General features: G+C 45.0%; 13 protein-coding genes and 4 tRNA genes. 4 read left to right on the top strand and 13 right to left on the bottom strand.

Annotated features, from left to right (window positions below):
- Positions 1 to 696: 696 nt before the first annotated feature.
- The 8 genes from F893_RS14510 to secA all read right to left on the bottom strand — a co-directional run bounded on the left by F893_RS14510 (position 697) and on the right by secA (position 7,060).
- Positions 697 to 773: transfer RNA gene (locus tag F893_RS14510), tRNA-Pro, on the bottom strand.
- Positions 774 to 790: 17 nt separating this feature from the next.
- A tRNA-His gene (locus F893_RS14515) sits at positions 791 to 866 on the bottom strand.
- A 33-nt stretch (positions 867 to 899) separates the two neighbouring features.
- Positions 900 to 976, bottom strand: a tRNA-Arg gene (locus F893_RS14520).
- Positions 977 to 1,010: 34 nt separating this feature from the next.
- Positions 1,011 to 1,087 (bottom strand) — tRNA-Pro (locus tag F893_RS14525).
- A 151-nt stretch (positions 1,088 to 1,238) separates the two neighbouring features.
- Entirely contained in the window at positions 1,239 to 2,306 is a 1,068-nt protein-coding gene (nadA, locus tag F893_RS14530; RefSeq protein WP_005252789.1) for a quinolinate synthase NadA, read from the bottom strand.
- Positions 2,307 to 2,458: 152 nt separating this feature from the next.
- A complete protein-coding gene (gene argJ / locus F893_RS14535; protein ID WP_005252791.1) occupies positions 2,459 to 3,679 on the bottom strand; it encodes a bifunctional glutamate N-acetyltransferase/amino-acid acetyltransferase ArgJ in 1,221 nt (406 codons plus the stop codon).
- Positions 3,680 to 3,838: 159 nt separating this feature from the next.
- Positions 3,839 to 4,192 carry a hypothetical protein gene (locus F893_RS14540; protein ID WP_004645181.1) on the bottom strand — a complete coding sequence of 118 codons (354 nt, stop codon included), beginning with the start codon at positions 4,190 to 4,192 and terminating at the stop codon, positions 3,839 to 3,841.
- Between the two features lie 141 nt (positions 4,193 to 4,333).
- A complete protein-coding gene (gene secA / locus F893_RS14545) occupies positions 4,334 to 7,060 on the bottom strand; it encodes a preprotein translocase subunit SecA (protein ID WP_005252796.1) in 2,727 nt (908 codons plus the stop codon).
- Positions 7,061 to 7,392: 332 nt separating this feature from the next.
- Here secA and F893_RS14550 point away from each other — a divergent pair, with 332 nt between their 5' ends.
- Both F893_RS14550 and F893_RS14560 read left to right on the top strand, forming a co-directional pair.
- Positions 7,393 to 8,034: a peroxiredoxin gene (locus F893_RS14550; RefSeq protein ID WP_005252799.1), complete on the top strand. Its 642-nt coding sequence runs from the start codon at positions 7,393 to 7,395 to the stop codon at positions 8,032 to 8,034.
- Between the two features lie 299 nt (positions 8,035 to 8,333).
- The gene (locus F893_RS14560; RefSeq protein WP_005266052.1) at positions 8,334 to 8,936 is read left to right on the top strand and encodes a dual specificity protein phosphatase family protein; all 603 of its coding nucleotides are present in this window, start codon (positions 8,334 to 8,336) and stop codon (positions 8,934 to 8,936) included.
- On the opposite strand, the gene F893_RS14565 is transcribed toward F893_RS14560, so the two are convergent.
- From F893_RS14565 to trpA, 4 genes are read right to left on the bottom strand one after another with little or no spacing between them, the layout of a single operon-like run.
- Entirely contained in the window at positions 8,933 to 9,976 is a 1,044-nt protein-coding gene (locus F893_RS14565; RefSeq protein ID WP_005252804.1) for an SPOR domain-containing protein, read from the bottom strand. The two genes, F893_RS14560 and F893_RS14565, sit on opposite strands and share 4 nt — an antisense overlap.
- Entirely contained in the window at positions 9,973 to 11,256 is a 1,284-nt protein-coding gene (gene folC / locus F893_RS14570) for a bifunctional tetrahydrofolate synthase/dihydrofolate synthase (RefSeq protein WP_005252806.1), read from the bottom strand. The genes F893_RS14565 and folC overlap by 4 nt, the downstream gene beginning before the upstream one ends.
- Positions 11,253 to 12,149 (bottom strand): acetyl-CoA carboxylase, carboxyltransferase subunit beta, encoded by an 897-nt coding sequence (gene accD / locus F893_RS14575; protein WP_005252808.1) that lies wholly within the window; start codon positions 12,147 to 12,149, stop codon positions 11,253 to 11,255. The genes folC and accD overlap by 4 nt, the downstream gene beginning before the upstream one ends.
- Positions 12,146 to 12,949 carry a tryptophan synthase subunit alpha gene (gene trpA, locus F893_RS14580; protein ID WP_005252810.1) on the bottom strand — a complete coding sequence of 268 codons (804 nt, stop codon included), beginning with the start codon at positions 12,947 to 12,949 and terminating at the stop codon, positions 12,146 to 12,148. The genes accD and trpA overlap by 4 nt, the downstream gene beginning before the upstream one ends.
- 365 nt (positions 12,950 to 13,314) lie before the next feature.
- On the opposite strand from trpA, the gene F893_RS14585 reads away from it, so the two are divergent.
- On the top strand, positions 13,315 to 14,649 hold the full coding sequence (locus F893_RS14585) for a Na+/H+ antiporter NhaC family protein (RefSeq protein WP_004645172.1): 1,335 nt from the start codon (positions 13,315 to 13,317) through the stop codon (positions 14,647 to 14,649).
- Positions 14,650 to 14,697: 48 nt separating this feature from the next.
- Here the strand turns inward: F893_RS14585 and F893_RS14590 are convergent, their stop codons facing one another.
- On the bottom strand, positions 14,698 to 15,735 hold the full coding sequence (locus tag F893_RS14590) for a helix-turn-helix transcriptional regulator (protein WP_005252812.1): 1,038 nt from the start codon (positions 15,733 to 15,735) through the stop codon (positions 14,698 to 14,700).
- A gap of 142 nt (positions 15,736 to 15,877) precedes the next feature.
- Between F893_RS14590 and F893_RS14595 the strand changes: the two genes are divergently transcribed.
- Positions 15,878 to 16,756 carry a metal-dependent hydrolase gene (locus tag F893_RS14595; RefSeq protein ID WP_005252814.1) on the top strand — a complete coding sequence of 293 codons (879 nt, stop codon included), beginning with the start codon at positions 15,878 to 15,880 and terminating at the stop codon, positions 16,754 to 16,756.
- The last annotated feature ends 32 nt before the right edge of the window (positions 16,757 to 16,788 follow it).

The following is a 16,788-nucleotide window of genomic DNA, read 5'->3' on the forward strand; positions in this document are numbered from 1 at the left end:
CTCTAGAAAGTCAACCAGTAATGAAAACTATTTTTAAACTTTCTTTCTAAAACCCAACTCAATCAAACTTAACTAAGTCACTGTTTTATCAGAAGTTTTAATCTTCATCACCGCCGATGGATGTGCATTCTACAGTATTCCCAACCCAATACAACCCCTATTCTTAAATAATTCAGCAAAAATATCACGACTGTTTATTTATTCTACAAAAAATACAGGTTTTTCTATTTTTCACTCAAAATTTATTCAATTATTGATGTTTTAAAGTAGTTTATTTACTTATCAATGGGTATTTCTAGTTAATTTAATTGCTATATCTATCTAAAAATTTTTTATTGTCTTTATTTCAGATCAAACACAACAGATGAGTTAATAAAATAGATTTACTATGGAATCCCTTACCCATTTTAAAAATATAATCCTCATCCATCCATTAAAATTCCATTCAACAAGATAATCACTCTATAGATGAACTCTGGTTAAATTGTTGAATGATTAAAATTAAGAGTGAAGCAATGCGAGAAGAAAGCAATCTTCAATGCACAGTTTTATTAGATGAAAAATAATTTAATAGGAATTCGAGCATTCATCATGATAGCCACCGATAACAATTGTATATTTTTTATTCACATTGAATTTCAGGCATAAAAAAACCGCTTAACGCGGTATCTTTTATCTCGACCATCTTGAAGGAGATGGTCGGAGCAGTAGGATTCGAACCTACGACCCCCTGGTCCCAAACCAGGTGCACTACCAGGCTGTGCTATGCTCCGATTTCAACTTTAAAAGTTGGGGTGAATGACGGGATTCGAACCCGCGACAACTGGAATCACAATCCAGGGCTCTACCAACTGAGCTACATCCACCATCATTTTGATTCTTAACATCAAGCGACCAAATGGCGCGCCTGACAGGATTCGAACCTGTGACCATCCGCTTAGAAGGCGGATGCTCTATCCAACTGAGCTACAAGCGCGTTACTGATGCAAACATCATTTGCCTTGAAGAATTGGTCGGAGCAGTAGGATTCGAACCTACGACCCCCTGGTCCCAAACCAGGTGCACTACCAGGCTGTGCTATGCTCCGATTCATCTCAGCTTTCGTATCGAACATCGTTCGGTACGGTGTGCATTCTAGGCGCGACGCCCGGAGACGTCAACACCTATATTTAAAAAAAACCGAAAAAACGCTTCAAGCGTTTATTTATCAATCGCTTCAGACATTTTTTATACAAATTTTAACGTTTTAGTCCGGCACTAAAGTTCAGCATGCGATCTAGAGGCAGTTTAGCTCGTTCAGCAAGTACCGGATCGACATGCACTTCCTGATCTTTATGCTGTAACACATGCAAGATACCATTCAGCTCGTTCATGGCCATCCAAGGACAATGCGCACAAGAACGACAAGTTGCCCCCTCTCCTGCGGTTGGTGCTTCAATCAGAATTTTATCCGGCACTGCCTGCTGCATTTTATAAAAAATACCGCGATCAGTAGCAACGATTAAACGTTGATTCGGCAAAGTCTGTGCTGCTTTAATTAATTGTGAGGTACTACCCACGGCATCGGCAATCTCGACTACAGACATCGGTGATTCAGGATGTACCAGAACCGCAGCATCTGGATAGAGTGCTTTCATATTGGCAATACCGCGTGAACGGAATTCTTCATGTACGATACAAGCACCATCCCAGAGCAACATCTCTGCACCGGTTTTTTTCTGGATATAACGACCCAAATGCTGATCGGGTGCCCAGATGATTTTTTCGCCCAGACCGTCCAGATGTTCGATAATTTCCACTGCACAACTTGAAGTGACGACCCAATCGGCTCGGGCTTTCACAGCCGCTGACGTGTTAGCATAAACCACCACGGTATGATCCGGATGCGCATCGCAAAAAGCGGTAAACTCATCGACAGGACAACCTAAGTCCAGTGAACAGGTCGCTTCCAAAGTTGGCATCAGCACGGTTTTATTGGGTGAAAGAATTTTAGAGGTTTCGCCCATAAATTTCACACCAGCTACCACAAGCGTTGAAGCTGGATGATCGCGACCAAAACGCGCCATTTCCAGTGAATCGGAAACACAGCCCCCCGTCAGTTCAGCCAGTTCTTGCACTTCAGGATCACAATAATAATGCGCCACCAAAACAGCATCCTGTTTTTCCAGCTCTGCCTTGATCTGTGCAAATTTGTCCAATTTTTCCTGCTGGCTCATTTGATGTTCTTGTGGAACACCTAAACGATCTAAATGCGCCTGCACAATCGATTTAGCTTCATTGGCTATTAATTTGGTCGCATCATTCATAACAACTCTTACTCTACCCTCATGGTTCACTATTCAATGAACCTTTCACCCTACATCCCGGTCATCTCTGGCGAAATGCTATTTTTGACCAGTCATTAAAAATCATTAAGTATAAAAAAGCCCCACAACGGAGGCTTTATAAACAATCTGAATTATGAGCGATAATCTGCATTGATTTTTACGTAGTCATACGACAGGTCACAGGTATAAACCGTATCTTTTGCCTGACCTCGTCCAAGATCAACACGAATCGTCATTTCAGCCTGGGCCATCACACGTGCACCGGCTGCTTCAGTATAGTCTGCTGCCGCACCACCATCTTTGCAGATTTGTACATCATCTAACCAAACCTGAATTTTTGCAACGTCTAAATTTGGCACACCGGCATAACCAATCGCTGCCAGAATACGGCCCCAGTTTGGGTCAGAAGCAAAGATTGCGGTTTTGACCAGCGGTGAATGCGCAATGCTATAGGCAATATCGCAGCACTCTTGAGTATTGCCACCACCTTCTACAGTCACGGTAATGAATTTAGTCGCACCTTCACCATCACGTACAATCAGTTGCGCAAGGCGTTTCATGGTACGTGTCAATACGTCTAGCACCACTGCATAACGTGGATCTTCAGTCGAAGTGATTTCAGCACCACCGGCCTGACCTGTGGCAATAAAAATACACGAGTCATTAGTTGAGGTATCGCCATCAATTGTAATACGGTTAAACGATACATTGACTGTTTCAGTTAATAACTGTTGAACCAGTTCACGGCTGATCGGTGTATCCGTCGCAACATAGCCCAGCATGGTCGCCATATTCGGGCGAATCATGCCTGCACCTTTGGAAATACCGGTCATGGTATAAGTCACACCATCCAGCTCGAACTGTTCTGACGCACCTTTCGGAGTGGTATCTGTGGTCATGATTCCAGTCGCTGCATCGCCCCAGGCATCATCACGCAATGAATCCAGCGCAGGCTGTAAACCTGTAAGCAAACGCTCCATTGGAAGCTGCTCACCAATCACACCAGTCGAGAATGGCAACACTTCAGCAGCCTGTACGCCTGCAAGTTCAGCTAACTTGGCACAGGTGGCTTCTGCATTTGCCATGCCTGTAGGACCTGTTCCTGCATTGGCATTGCCGGTATTGATTACCAGGTAACGTGGATTTCCCGCTTGCAAATGTGCTTTGGATACATGCACAGGTGCTGCACAAAAGGCATTCTGGGTAAACACCCCAGCAACATTGGAGCCTGCAGCCAGTTCAAATATCACCAGGTCACGTCGGTTCTGATAGCGCACATAGGCTTCAGCCGAACCAATTTTAACCCCTTTCACCACATGCATCTGTGGCATAGATACGTCACCAACTGCCATTTTAAAGTCCAATATTGAAGTTTTAGAAAAATACAGCTTAGTTGATCTGCAACAAAAAATCGAGCCAAAGCCTGAGCCAGCCTGAGATTTGTTATGGGTTTTCACAATAAAAAACCAGTCATCAAGACTGGTTTCTACGTTTTTAAAATTAAGATATTTTTAATTTTGTGCAAGTTGTCCAGATTCGCTTAGTAAAGCCTGTTTCGCTTGTTGTTGACTTGCACTAGAAAGTGCAGGATTAGTAGCAACAATACGGTCTGCATTTGCCGCATTAGCAGCTGCAATCGCAGCGGTCTGCAATACAATCGGACGGTTCTGGTTGGCAAAGGTATAACGGATGCCGGTACGTGGGCTTGCTACAGTCACTTGCGCATCGGTACGTTGTACTTGAGCAGTGTTAGTACCTACCGCTTGCTGAACTTTATCAATTGTTGTGGTCGCTGCAGTTTGTGCAAAACTTAAGGCAGGTATTGCCAAAGCGGCAATCATGAGCGTTTTTAATACTTTTTTCATTCAGGTTATTCCACTTTGAGGTGTTGAATGAGCCATTAAATAGCATTTAATTCCTAAGACTGCAAACAGTATTCAATTTCTGAAAAATCTTCATACATAAAAAAATCAGAGCCATGTGGCTCTGATTTTTTTTAACACTGTTTAGATCTTGCCATGACACTGTTTGTATTTCAGGCCTGAACCACATGGACAAGGTGCATTACGACTTGCCGGTGCTTCAAAGACTGGTGCTACAGGATTCGCCTGAACATTTTGCTCGGTCGTCACCTCATGTTCACCTGCCAGCAAGCCGTCAAACTCTTCATGAGATAACTGCAAACGCATTGCCTCAGCCTGTGCCTGCTGCTGTGCTTCCATTTCCGCCAGCTCTTCAGGTGTCGGTACGTGGATGCGTGACAGATCTGTCACGACATCGGACTTAATCGTACCCAGCATGTTTACAAACAGGTTATAAGCTTCTTTTTTATATTCCTGCTCTGGATTCTTTTGCGCATAACCACGTAAATGAATACCTTGACGCAAATAATCCATAGCCGCCAGATGCTCTTTCCAATGACGATCCAGAGAATTCAGCATAAAGTGACGTTCAAGCGAAGCTGCAGATTCTTCACCCATTTGTTCACGACGTGAACGGTAGCGGTTCAGTACTTCATCGGTAATGCGCACCACCAAAGCTTCTTCATCCAGACGACGGTCCTGTTCCAGCCATTGTCCGATAGGAAGATCCATCGAAAGATCTTCACGCAGCGCCAGTTCCAGACCTTCACTATCCCACTGGTCATGAATCGATTCAGGCGGAATATAGTTGGCGATTACACCCTGCATCACTTCACGGATCATTTCTTCAATATAATCCTGCAGTGAATTTTCTGCCAGAATGTCGTCACGCTGACTATAAATGATCTTACGCTGTTCGTTATTGACGTCATCGTATTTCAGCAAATTCTTACGAATATCGAAGTTACGTGCTTCCACTTTACGCTGCGCATTTTCAATCGAGCGAGACACCATTTTGTGCTCAATCGCTTCATCTTCCTGCAAGCCCATGGCACGCATCATGCCGACTACGCGATCACCGGCAAAAATACGCATCAAGTCATCTTCAAGTGACAGATAGAAACGCGATACACCCGGGTCACCTTGACGACCGGCACGACCACGCAGCTGGTTATCGATACGGCGTGATTCATGACGCTCGGAACCGATAATATGCAAACCGCCTGAATCCAGCACAGCCTGGTGATTAACATCCCATTCTGCTTTCAGACGCGTTTCATCTTCAGGAGTCGGGTTTTCAATTTTAGCCAGCAACGCCTTCCAGTTACCACCCAAGAGAATATCGGTACCACGACCGGCCATGTTGGTGGCAATCGTCACTGCACGCGGCGCACCGGCCTGCGCAATAATATCGGCTTCACGTTCGTGCTGTTTGGCATTCAGTACTTCATGCTGGATCCCTGCCGCTTTTAGCTTATCCGACAGAATCTCAGAAGCTTCAATGGTGGCTGTACCAATCAAAATTGGTGCGACACCAGCTTCATGCACACGCTGAATTTCTTGAATAATCGCGTTATATTTCCCTTCACGATTTAAATAAATTAAATCGTTATGGTCTTGACGAATCATTGGACGGTGGGTCGGAATCAGCACCACATCCAGACCATAAATTTCTTTCATTTCCGCTGCTTCAGTATCAGCAGTACCGGTCATACCGGATAATTTTTTATACAGACGGAAATAGTTCTGGAAGGTTGTGGTTGCCAGAGTCTGGTTTTCCGGCTGGATTTCCAGACCCTCTTTGGCTTCTACGGCTTGATGCAAACCTTCAGACCAGCGACGTCCCGGCATGGTACGACCGGTATTTTCATCGACAATAATCACTTCACCATCGTTGATGATGTATTGCACATTGCGTTGATAGAGATAATGGGCACGGATCGCTGCAGTGACATGATGCAACAGGTTCAGGTTCGACGCTGAATACAAGCTCTCGCCTTCTGCCAGCAAGCCCATTTCAATCAATTCACTTTCAATGGTTTCAAAACCCACTTCAGTAATTTCAACTGAACGCTGTTTTTCATCAATCCAGAAGTGACCGCCATCCGGCACTTTCTCTTCTTTCTGTGCCTGTAATTTTCGTGGAATATTATTGATGGCTGCATAAAGCTGTGAAGAATCTTCACTTTGACCGGAAATAATCAACGGGGTACGTGCTTCATCAATCAGGATCGAATCGACCTCATCGATAATCGCATAGGTCAAACCACGCTGCTTTTTCTCAGCCAGCGAGAACACCATGTTGTCACGCAGGTAGTCAAAGCCAAATTCGTTATTGGTACCGTAAGTAATATCGGCACGATAAGCTTCAGCTTTTTCCATCGGATTTTGCATGGAATAAATAATGCCGATGCTTAAACCCAAAAACTCAAATAATGGACGGTTCAACTCGGCATCACGTTGCGCCAGGTAATCGTTCACGGTAATGACATGCACGCCCTGACCACTGATGGCATTCAGATAACAGGCCAAAGTACCCATCAGGGTTTTACCTTCACCGGTACGCATTTCTGCGATTTTGCCTTCATGCAAGGTAATACCACCGATCAGCTGCACGTCATAATGACGCATGCCCATCACCCGCTTCGCCGCTTCACGACAGACTGCAAATGCTTCAGGCAATAATTTATCGAGGGTTTCACCCTTATTATATCGTTGTTTGAATTCTTCAGTTTTTGCAGATAAGTCTGCATCGCTAAGGGTAGATATCGTCGGCTCGAGCACATTAATCTTGTCTACGATTTTACGCATGCGTTTGAGTTCGCGCTCATTTTTGGTACCGAAGATTCCTCCGATCAGACTTGCCAACATGAATAGACTCTCTAAATCTTGCTTGTCAAATGAATATGTTCTTAGTCGTTATTATGGTGCTAGAAATTTGAACTACAAGGGTTTTGCTGTAAAACCGCTAAAAAAATCTGATCCTTAGTTCTAGCCCTAAGATCTAAGGCAAAGTAATGTAGCAAATTTTCCCTGTGCAACATAGTCAATTAAGTGACTGATTTTTGCGCTTCTGGATAGATGGATATCCTACTTATGCAATTTACTCATAAAGAAAGCAAAAAACACTATTTTTAATCATAAAAAAATTGGTTCATATTAAATCCTATCTCGACACTAAAAGACCAATTGAGGCTAAAAAGATGAGTTTACGTCTAGGCGATACCGCACCGAATTTTGAACAGCAATCCAGTGAAGGCCTGATTAATTTTTATGACTTTCTGGGTGATAGCTGGGGCATTTTATTTTCACACCCTGCCGACTATACACCGGTATGTACGACTGAACTTGGCTATACCGCAAAACTGAAAGATGAGTTTGCAAAACGTGGTGTTAAAGCGATTGCCTTGTCAGTTGATGATGTGGAGTCGCATCATGGCTGGATTAAAGATATTAATGAAACCCAGAACGCCACGGTGAATTTCCCGATCATTGCCGATCAGGATCGTAAAGTTTCCGAGCTATATGACTTTATTCATCCAAATGCCAGTGAAACTCTAACGGTTCGTTCTTTAGTGGTCATTGATCCCAATAAAAAAGTCCGTTTGATTATTACTTATCCTGCATCGACCGGCCGTAATTTCCATGAAATCTTGCGTGTGGTGGATTCACTTCAACTCACCGATAAACATAAAGTGGCCACGCCTGCGAACTGGCAGCATGGTGATGATGTTGTGATTATCCCTTCACTGAAAGATGAGGAAGAAATCAAGCAACGTTTTCCAAAAGGTTATACAGCGGTCACGCCTTACCTGCGCTTAACGCCCCATCCTGAGCAAGGATAAGCAGAGCACTGCTCTGCCCTTGTGCAAGGTGAGAAGCTATGCTTCGAGCAACAAATTAAAAGGACTCCTTTTTAATTTTGCGCAAGACAAGCGAAGCGCGTAGCACAGGATAAGATGGAGCTCGTAGTAAAGAATAAGAGAAACTCTATTTTTCCAGATTTTATGTTTTATCGAATACGACATTGACGTGCCACGGATTCGATTTGTTGATACAGCCTGTCTTCGGATAGGCTTTTTTATATTCAAAATTCCATATCCACTTTAAACTTGAAATAACAAAAACAACATCTATGCTCTGTATGAAAATCTGCATATTTCCAATCCTGATGAGCTGCCTCCTGACAGGTTGTATGACCACGCCGGCCCTGCCTGAACCTCAACGTCCTCAGCATTGGGGACAGCCCATTCATCAGAATCATAATTTTCATCAAATCAGCAATTTTGTCTATCGTAGTGAGCAGCCTTCAACTGAACTCATTCCTTTATTAAAACAGCATAAGATCGATGTGGTTATTAATTTACGTTCACGGGATAAAGACAGCTTTCTTTTGAGCAATGAAAAATTTCAGCTGCATCATGTACCCATACATACCTGGGCAATTGATCGGGAAGATTTATTGAAAATTATGCTACTGATTCAGCAAGCACAACAAAATCATCAAAAGGTGCTCCTGCATTGTTATCACGGCTCAGACCGAACCGGTGCCAGTGTCGCCATGTACCGGATTATTTTTGAACATTGGCCGATTGAGCAGGCACTACAGGAAATGAAACATGGCGGTTATGGCTTTCATGCCATTTGGCGCAATATTGACAATCTATTCACCCCTGAAAATGTAAAATGGATTCGCGAGCAACTCACGAATCCATTTACAGAAACTTTGGTTAATACAAAGAATTAACGCTTATCCAGCGGCACCCAGTCATTCACCCAAGCTGATTTCATATTCAGGCTGGCATCAGACGCAATTTTCTTACGAAGTGCATCTGCAGTCTCACGGTCTTTGGACGGCCCCACCATGATGCGTACACCTTTAGAAGTTGAGCTTTTGGTGACCTTATAACCTTTGGCACGCAGTTTGGCTGCTACAGCATCCGCATTGGCTTCATTCGCTGCCAGTGCCACCTGCACCATCCATTGCTTGTCCTCTTCACCTTCCAGTAACTTACGCGCCTGTTCAGCTTCTGCTTTCTTCTTGGCTTCTTCGGCTGCAGCCTTTTTCTTAGCTTCTTCAGCTTTACGCTTTTCGTCGGCCTTACGTTTTTCTTCGGCTGCTTTACGTTCAGCTTCTTTCTTTTCAGCCGCTTTACGCTCTTCCTCGGTTTTACGTTTTGCTTCAGCCGCCTTACGTTCTGCTTCGGCTTTTTGCTGTTGTTCTAACTTGCGTTTTTCTTCAGCGGCTTTACTTTCAGCAGCTTTACGCTCTGCTTCTTTCTTGGCTGCATCAGTAGAACTATTGGCTTTTTGTTGGTCCAGCTGCTGCTGGGCTAACTTTTTTTCTTGCACCGCTTTTTCTTCAGCCAGACGTTTCTGCTTGGCCTGTTCGTCTTCAACCAGTTCTGGCGGAATATTATCGGAACTTTGCTGTCCCAGGCGGTGTGCATTCAGGGCAGCATATTCTTCAGCCGCTTTACGCGCAGCATCTGCTTCAGCCTGCTGTTGCATCGCTAAAAATTCGGCTGCACGTGCTTCCTGCTCTGCAACCGATTTTTCCCGGTCACGACGTTGCTGTTCAAGTAAACGCTTTTCTGTTTCCACATCGACCGTCAAAGAACCGAGCGAATGATTGCCTGTCTCTTTATTTTCAACTTCCGCAGCCTGTGCCGGATTTTGCTGACGGTCCTGATTGATTTCATCTTGGCCTTTCAGGAGTAATGCTGCCAATAAAACACCACCACCGAGTAAAACAACACCGCCCATCCAGCGCTGTTTGTTATTCATTGACATTCTTCCAAATACTCCCATACCGCTTCTAAGGTATGAAATGATCCACATACCAAAATCAGCTGATTATTATCTGTTTGATCCAGTGCTGATTTAAAAGCTAATTTTACATTGTCAAATTGTTCTACCGCCTCACCGCTTAAAGCATCAGCCAAAACTGTGACCTCTGCCGCACGTGGGACGAATAATGGTGCAATTTTCCACAATTGAACCGTGTCTTTCAATAACTTGACGACAGAATTTATATCTTTATCTGCCAGCATTGAAAATACACAAATGACTTCATTATATTTTTGATTGTAATTTAAATAATCTCGTAATTGTTTCAGCAGAAATTCCACCCCATGCGGGTTATGTCCTGCATCAAAAATCACGGTTTTATTCTGGATTTGACGGATTTCAAAACGTCCCGGCAATTTTGCCGTTTGAATGCCTTGTGCAATTGCCTGCTGGCTGACGTTTAATTCGCTCAGCAGAATGGCGGCCACGGCGGTAGAAATATTATCTAATGCCAGTGAACCTGTAGGGAGTTTTAAGGTCGTACCTGATGAAGCAAAAGCCCAGCTTTGGCCATCTTCAAAGGCTTCATAAAAATAATCCCGGTTGATTGCATACAAGGGTGCTTTACATTCTTGGGCTTTATTTAGAATAGCTTGCGGGATCTGTTGCTGTCCACCAAATACCACGGGAATATCCGGGCGAATAATTCCGGCCTTTTCAAAAGCAATTTTCTCAATGGTGTCACCAAGCCAGTCGGTATGATCCAGACCAATATTGGTAATTACCGCCACATCTGGATTGACCACATTGACCACATCCAGACGGCCGCCTAAACCCACTTCCAGTACCCAGACATCACAGCCTTGATCTTTAAAAATCACAAAAGCAGCCAGTGTCGTGGCTTCAAAGAAAGACAGGCTCAAACCGCATTCGCGACGAGCCTGATCGACCTGAACAAAAGCATCAATCAGCAACTGATCTTCCACTTCAATGCCGCGCAATTTAACACGCTCATTGAAACGGTACACGTGGGGGGATTGATATAGCCCGACCTTGAAGCCTTGCGCATTCAGGATCGCGGCCAGCGTGGTGGTGGTCGAACCCTTACCATTGGTTCCTGCCACCGTCAGCACTTTGGCCTCTGGAGATGTCACGCCCAGCTTTTCAGCCACAGGAATAACCCGTTCCAGACCTAAATCAATACCCGTAACGTGAACATGGCTCCAATAATCGAGCCATGTATTTAAAGAATCTGTTGCTAAGGGTGCTGTGTTCAATGCAAATTCATCAACTTCGTAACGATACGATAAACTGTATCACGTAATGCATGACGGTGAACAATCTGATCGATTACCCCATGATCAAGCAAATATTCCGCGCGCTGGAACGGTTCTTCCAGTTTTTCACGTACAGTCTGTTCGATCACACGTTTACCGGCAAAGCCAATCATCGCTTTCGGTTCAGCAATATGTACATCACCCAGCATTGCCAATGATGCGGTCACACCGCCGTACACTGGATGAGTCAATACCACTACATAAGGCAGACCTGCTTCTTTTAAACGCTGGATCGCAGCCGAAGTACGCGCCATTTGCATCAGGGACAACATGCCTTCCTGCATACGAGCACCACCCGAAGCAGCAAAACAGATCAAAGGTTGACGAGCTTCAATCGCATGTTCTGCAGCCTGAACAAAGCGGTCACCGACCACTGTGCCCATAGAACCTCCCATGAAGTCGAACTCAAACGCACAGGCAATCATCGGTACGCCTTTCAGCAAACCCTGAATTACCACCAGTGCTTCAGTTTCACCGGTTTTCTTTTGCGCTTCAGCCATACGATCGGGATACGCTTTGCTATCGACAAATTTCAGCGGATCTTTGGCTATAAATTCCTGACCCAATTCTGTTTGTACCTGATCAAAGAACCAGTTCAGACGTTCGCGGGCTTTCATGCGCAAATGTTCATCACATTGCGGACAGACATAAGCATTAAATGACATCGCAGTACGGGTCACCAATGCATGACATTCAGGGCACTCAATCGTAGGCTCGGTAAATGTCGCTTTATATGCCGTTTGCTCATCGGGTACCTGAATGCCCGGAACAGTACGCTCCGTCCATGGGGTCGATGGGCTCAGAATTTTGCCTGATTTCAGTTGTTGACTCATACTAACTCATCGAGCGCTGCTCGAAGCTCCTTGACTTTATTCACCGTTGCAATAACGGCTTGTTCTGGTGCGAGCGTTGCAAACTGCTTTACAAACGCACTACCCACAATAACTGCATCGGCAGCAACACCCATCGCTTTCGCAGATGCAGCATCACTGATACCGAAACCTACGCCTACAGGAACATCAGTCACAGCTTTAATCTTTTGAATGCGTGCAGCGGCTTCAGAGACATCTAAAGTTGCTGCACCGGTCACGCCTTTCAGTGACACATAGTAAATAAAGCCGCTGGCCTGTTTTGCTACATGTTGAATACGTGCATCGGTTGAAGTGGGTGCCAGCAGGAAAATCTGATCCATGTCATATTTTTCCAGTACTTCACCCAGACTTTGTGCTTCTTCTGGTGGCAAGTCCACCAGCAGCACACCGTCTACTCCACATTCATAGGCATAAGCCACAAACTTTTCATAGCCAATTACTTCAACCGGATTCAGATAACCCATCAGCACCACCGGTGTTTCGCGGTCTTTCAAACGAAATTCTTTCACCATCTGCAGGGCATCTAGCGTATTGGTTCCACCTGCCAAAGCACGTTCGGCAGCTAGCGCAATCACCGGCCCATCCGCCATCGGGTCTGAGAAAGGAAGTCCCAGCTCAATCACGTCGACACCCGCTTCCACCATCTCATGCAGCAAAGGCACTGTGACTTCTGGATGCGGATCACCCGCCATGACATAAGAAACTAAAGCTTTACGCTGTTGAGATTTAAGTTGTCCAAATCGTGTGGCTAAACGTGACATAGGGTGGTATTTTCCTTAACGTGTTTCAAACTTGAGGCATTGACTATGTAGAAATACAAGACATCGCATTGTAACGCTATTTTTTGTCCAATGAACAGTCTGCGATACCGACCTCGAGTACTTCATTTCCTGTGCGAAGATTTCAAAACAATTCGGAAGGGTCTATTTACGATTATTTTGATTTTTTTCTCAATGATCAAAGATGCCTAATTTTGCTATTACCTAAAATCCTGAATATTTAGATAAACTTATTTTTATCATATAAAAATTAATAAAAATGCAGATGTTAGCGCATTCATTTAAAGTTTTCTGAAATAGCAAAACCTGCTTTATACTAGTCCTATTCTCTTACTTTTTTATCTCCTATGCAGACTGATTCTGAGGCTACAGTGCAGGCACGCGCCATTGCACTGCTGCCGCTTATTGTATTTTTAACCATATTTTTGGGTAGCGGGATCTATCATTCCCTGATCGGAACCGAGTTCGCGTTCTATCAGGTGAAAGCGCCTGTGGCTGCCCTGCCTGCGATTATCTTGGCTGCATTAGTGTATCGCGGCAAACTCAACCAGGGCATTGAGGAATTCCTCAGAGGTGCCAGTCATCCAAACTTAATTCTGATGTTTATGGTGTTTATGCTGGCCGGCGCCTTTGCCAGCGTCAGTAGCGCCATTGGCAGCGTCGACGCCACCGTGCAGATGGGCCTGTCGGTGATTCCACCCACATTTATTCTGCCGATGTTATTTGTGATCTCGGCCTTTATTGCCACGGCGATGGGTACCTCCATGGGCACCATTGCGGCTTGTGCGCCAATCGCTTTTGGTTTCACCCAGGTTACCGATATTGATGTGATTTATGCGATTGGTGCAGTGGTCGGTGGTGCCATGTTTGGTGATAACCTGTCCATGATCTCAGACACCACCATTGCGGCGACCACCAGCCAACGCGTACAACTGCGTGACAAGTTCAGGGTCAACGTCTGGATTGCGGTTCCAGCCTCAATCGTCACTATTTTGATTTACGTGTTGAGTACCAGTAGTAGCAATGCAGTGGAATACAAGGATTTTAACTGGCTTCTGGTTTTACCTTATATCGCCGTATTTATTTTAGCCTTTAGCCGTTTACACGTTCTCGCTGTGCTGACCATTGGGGTGTTACTTTCCGGCTTGTTTGGCCTGTTTGCCACAGCTGAATTTGATCTGCTCAAACTGAATACTTCAATTTATGATGGCTTTGTCGGCATGTTTGAAGTGGCGTTATTGTCGATGTTCCTGGGTGGCCTCTCGGCGATCATGCAACGAGAAGGCGGTTTACGCTGGCTGATCGAGCGCATTTATAGCTTGACCCGTCTATTTAAAGTTGGGAAGCAACGTGCCGGCGAAATCGGGATTAGTTTTCTGGTGGTGTTTTCGAATATCTTTGTGGCCAATAATACCGTGGCGATTATTCTGTCTGGTGATATGGCGCGTGAAGTCGCCAAAGAATACGGGGTGGATCCCAAGCGTTCTGCGGCACTGATGGATATTTTCTCTTGCGTGGTACAGGGTTTAATTCCTTATGGCGCACAGTTACTACTGGCCTGTTCCATTGCAAAAATCTCGCCGGTTGAACTGATTGGTGGTGTGTACTATTGCTGGATTCTGGCCATTTTTGCGATTGCTGCGATCGCGTTTAGATTCCCTCAGGTGAAAGCAAGCACTTAATCCATCATCCTGCGAAAATAAAAAAGCGACCGATACCGGTCGCTTTTTTCAGCTTCGTGCTTTGTGTAACTGCCTTTTTCGCTCTAACAAGGTCTGTCCGGTGGCTGCCTTATAGGCCCGTGCCAAAGCCGACTGATCAGAATAATCCAGCTGCTCGGCAATCTCGGTCAGACCTAATCCCTGCTGCAACAACAGCTCGCAACGTTTAATCCGCTGCTGTTCCAGCAGTTTTTTAAATGAAGTGCCCTGTGTACTGAATAAGCGCTGCAAACTACGTGTCGACATCAACAACTGCCGGGCAAGCTGTTCAACTTTAATGGCCTGATGCTGGGTCCGCAGCTGTTCGGCAATCATTTGCTGCGCCTGTTCCAAATGATTTTCAAGGGGCGGCTTGGCTGCAATCGCCTGTTCTGCCTGATGAACCAGTAGCTGCAACAGGATTGGATCAGCCTGCTCAGACCCATGTGCCAGTCCTTGCAAATCCAGCTCTATGCCATAATAGTCCTGAGAAAATCTCACCTCACTGGCAAAAAACTTTTGATAATGCATTTGCCCCCTGTCGGGCGCATGGGCAAAACGTACACAGTGCAGTAACAGTTGATGATCCTGCAAAATGACATGCCCCAACTGCACCATCGCGGCCATGGTCAGCTCATTTAACAGATTATATTTTTCATCCAGATAGGCCCAAAATAATTCAAGACTGTGTTCACGCTGCTTCAATTGCAAAGGTACAAACTCACTGCCATCAATCACCAGTCGTTGAAAGCGAATGATATGCCGGATCATTTCCGCAACGCTGCTGCTTCGCGAAGCCATATAACCGAGCACGCCAAAATGTTCTGGACGAATAACCTGCACGATCTCGAAAATTAGTTGTGGACAGTTTAAATGTTGCCGGGTTCTTAACAGAAGCTGATTTAATAATTCCAGCGGCACTTGCGTGGCAAAAGGCTGATCAATCAGGGGGATAAGCGCTTCATGTACATCTTGCAGAAAGTCAGCTTCCAAAGGCTCAATTTGCAGACTGCGCAGATAAGTCGCCCAAAGCTGAATATAACCATTGGATATTTTAATTTCTTGCATGCGCGCTTCCCGCTGCCTGCTTTAGTCTAAGCAGTTTTATTTTCATTTGGCATAAAATGTATAAAAATTGGCAAGCACTGTCAAAACAATTACGGCATTCCCCGACATACTGTCAGCATCGTCACAAAAAAGAATTCATAAGATGAATGCAGTATTAAAATCTTCAATAAAGCCCGTGGTCCGGACCCAGCTTGATTTTAAACTGGATGAAATCCCGCGCTACTGGTTTGGCGGTGACCCCTTTCTGACCCGCATGTTCGATGCCTTGAGCCTGACCTTTCCAGATGGCGAGCGTTATTTTATTCAGAGTGTGCGCCTGTTCCGAGATCAGATCACAGACCCGGAGCTGCAAAAACGTGTGGCAGATTTTATTCGTCAGGAAGCACAGCACGGCATTGCCCATGAGAAAATGAACCAGCTGATGCGTGAACAAGGCATGCCTGTCGATGATTTTATTGAGCGTCTGAATAATATGTTCGCTCATGACCTCAAACATCGTTCAGCACAGTTCAATATTGCCACGACGGCAGCGGCAGAACACTTGACTGCGCTGATGGCTGAAACTTTTTACGGTCAAAAATCCACCTTAAAAGACGGGCATCCTTATGTACGTGCCATGTTTGCCTGGCATGCGATTGAAGAAATGGAACATCGTGATGTGGCTTTTGACGTGATGAAAGATATTGCAAAAACACCTGAATGGATGCGCAAAATGACCCTGCTCAGCACGACATTTTTGATGTTTAGTTATACTGCCTATCGCGCCAATGTCATGCTGAAACATGATGGGTTCAGTGTCTTAGAGCGTTTGCAAATGAACCTGAAAGGACTGCCCTGGTTGTTTGGCCGTAACGGTACCTTGACCCGTATGGGCCCACAATATCGGGACTGGTTTAAAAAAGATTTTCATCCCAGTCAACATCCTGTGATTGCGCAATACGATGTCTGGGTAAAAACCTTAGCCGAAACCAATGATCCAATTCAAGCAGGTGAAGCCTTCTGGCAGGCCGCCAAAGATTAAGCTCAAATCAAAAGAGCCTTCAAAAATTGAAG

This window comes from Acinetobacter sp. CIP 102136 (assembly GCF_000369685.1).
Taxonomy (GTDB): domain Bacteria; phylum Pseudomonadota; class Gammaproteobacteria; order Pseudomonadales; family Moraxellaceae; genus Acinetobacter; species Acinetobacter fasciculus.

Bases quoted from the DNA above. Each gene is read 5' to 3' on its own strand.
- F893_RS14565 (WP_005252804.1), bottom strand. From the start codon at position 9,976: ATGAATAACAAACAGCGCTGGATGGGCGGTGTTGTTTTACTCGGTGGT.
- F893_RS14560 (WP_005266052.1), top strand. From the start codon at position 8,334: ATGAAAATCTGCATATTTCCAATCCTGATGAGCTGCCTCCTGACAGGT.
- F893_RS14595 (WP_005252814.1), top strand. From the start codon at position 15,878: ATGAATGCAGTATTAAAATCTTCAATAAAGCCCGTGGTCCGGACCCAG.
- F893_RS14590 (WP_005252812.1), bottom strand. From the start codon at position 15,735: ATGCAAGAAATTAAAATATCCAATGGTTATATTCAGCTTTGGGCGACT.
- nadA (WP_005252789.1), bottom strand. From the start codon at position 2,306: ATGAATGATGCGACCAAATTAATAGCCAATGAAGCTAAATCGATTGTG.
- trpA (WP_005252810.1), bottom strand. From the start codon at position 12,949: ATGTCACGTTTAGCCACACGATTTGGACAACTTAAATCTCAACAGCGT.
- argJ (WP_005252791.1), bottom strand. From the start codon at position 3,679: ATGGCAGTTGGTGACGTATCTATGCCACAGATGCATGTGGTGAAAGGG.
- F893_RS14585 (WP_004645172.1), top strand. From the start codon at position 13,315: ATGCAGACTGATTCTGAGGCTACAGTGCAGGCACGCGCCATTGCACTG.
- secA (WP_005252796.1), bottom strand. From the start codon at position 7,060: ATGTTGGCAAGTCTGATCGGAGGAATCTTCGGTACCAAAAATGAGCGC.
- F893_RS14550 (WP_005252799.1), top strand. From the start codon at position 7,393: ATGAGTTTACGTCTAGGCGATACCGCACCGAATTTTGAACAGCAATCC.
- F893_RS14540 (WP_004645181.1), bottom strand. From the start codon at position 4,192: ATGAAAAAAGTATTAAAAACGCTCATGATTGCCGCTTTGGCAATACCT.
- accD (WP_005252808.1), bottom strand. From the start codon at position 12,149: ATGAGTCAACAACTGAAATCAGGCAAAATTCTGAGCCCATCGACCCCA.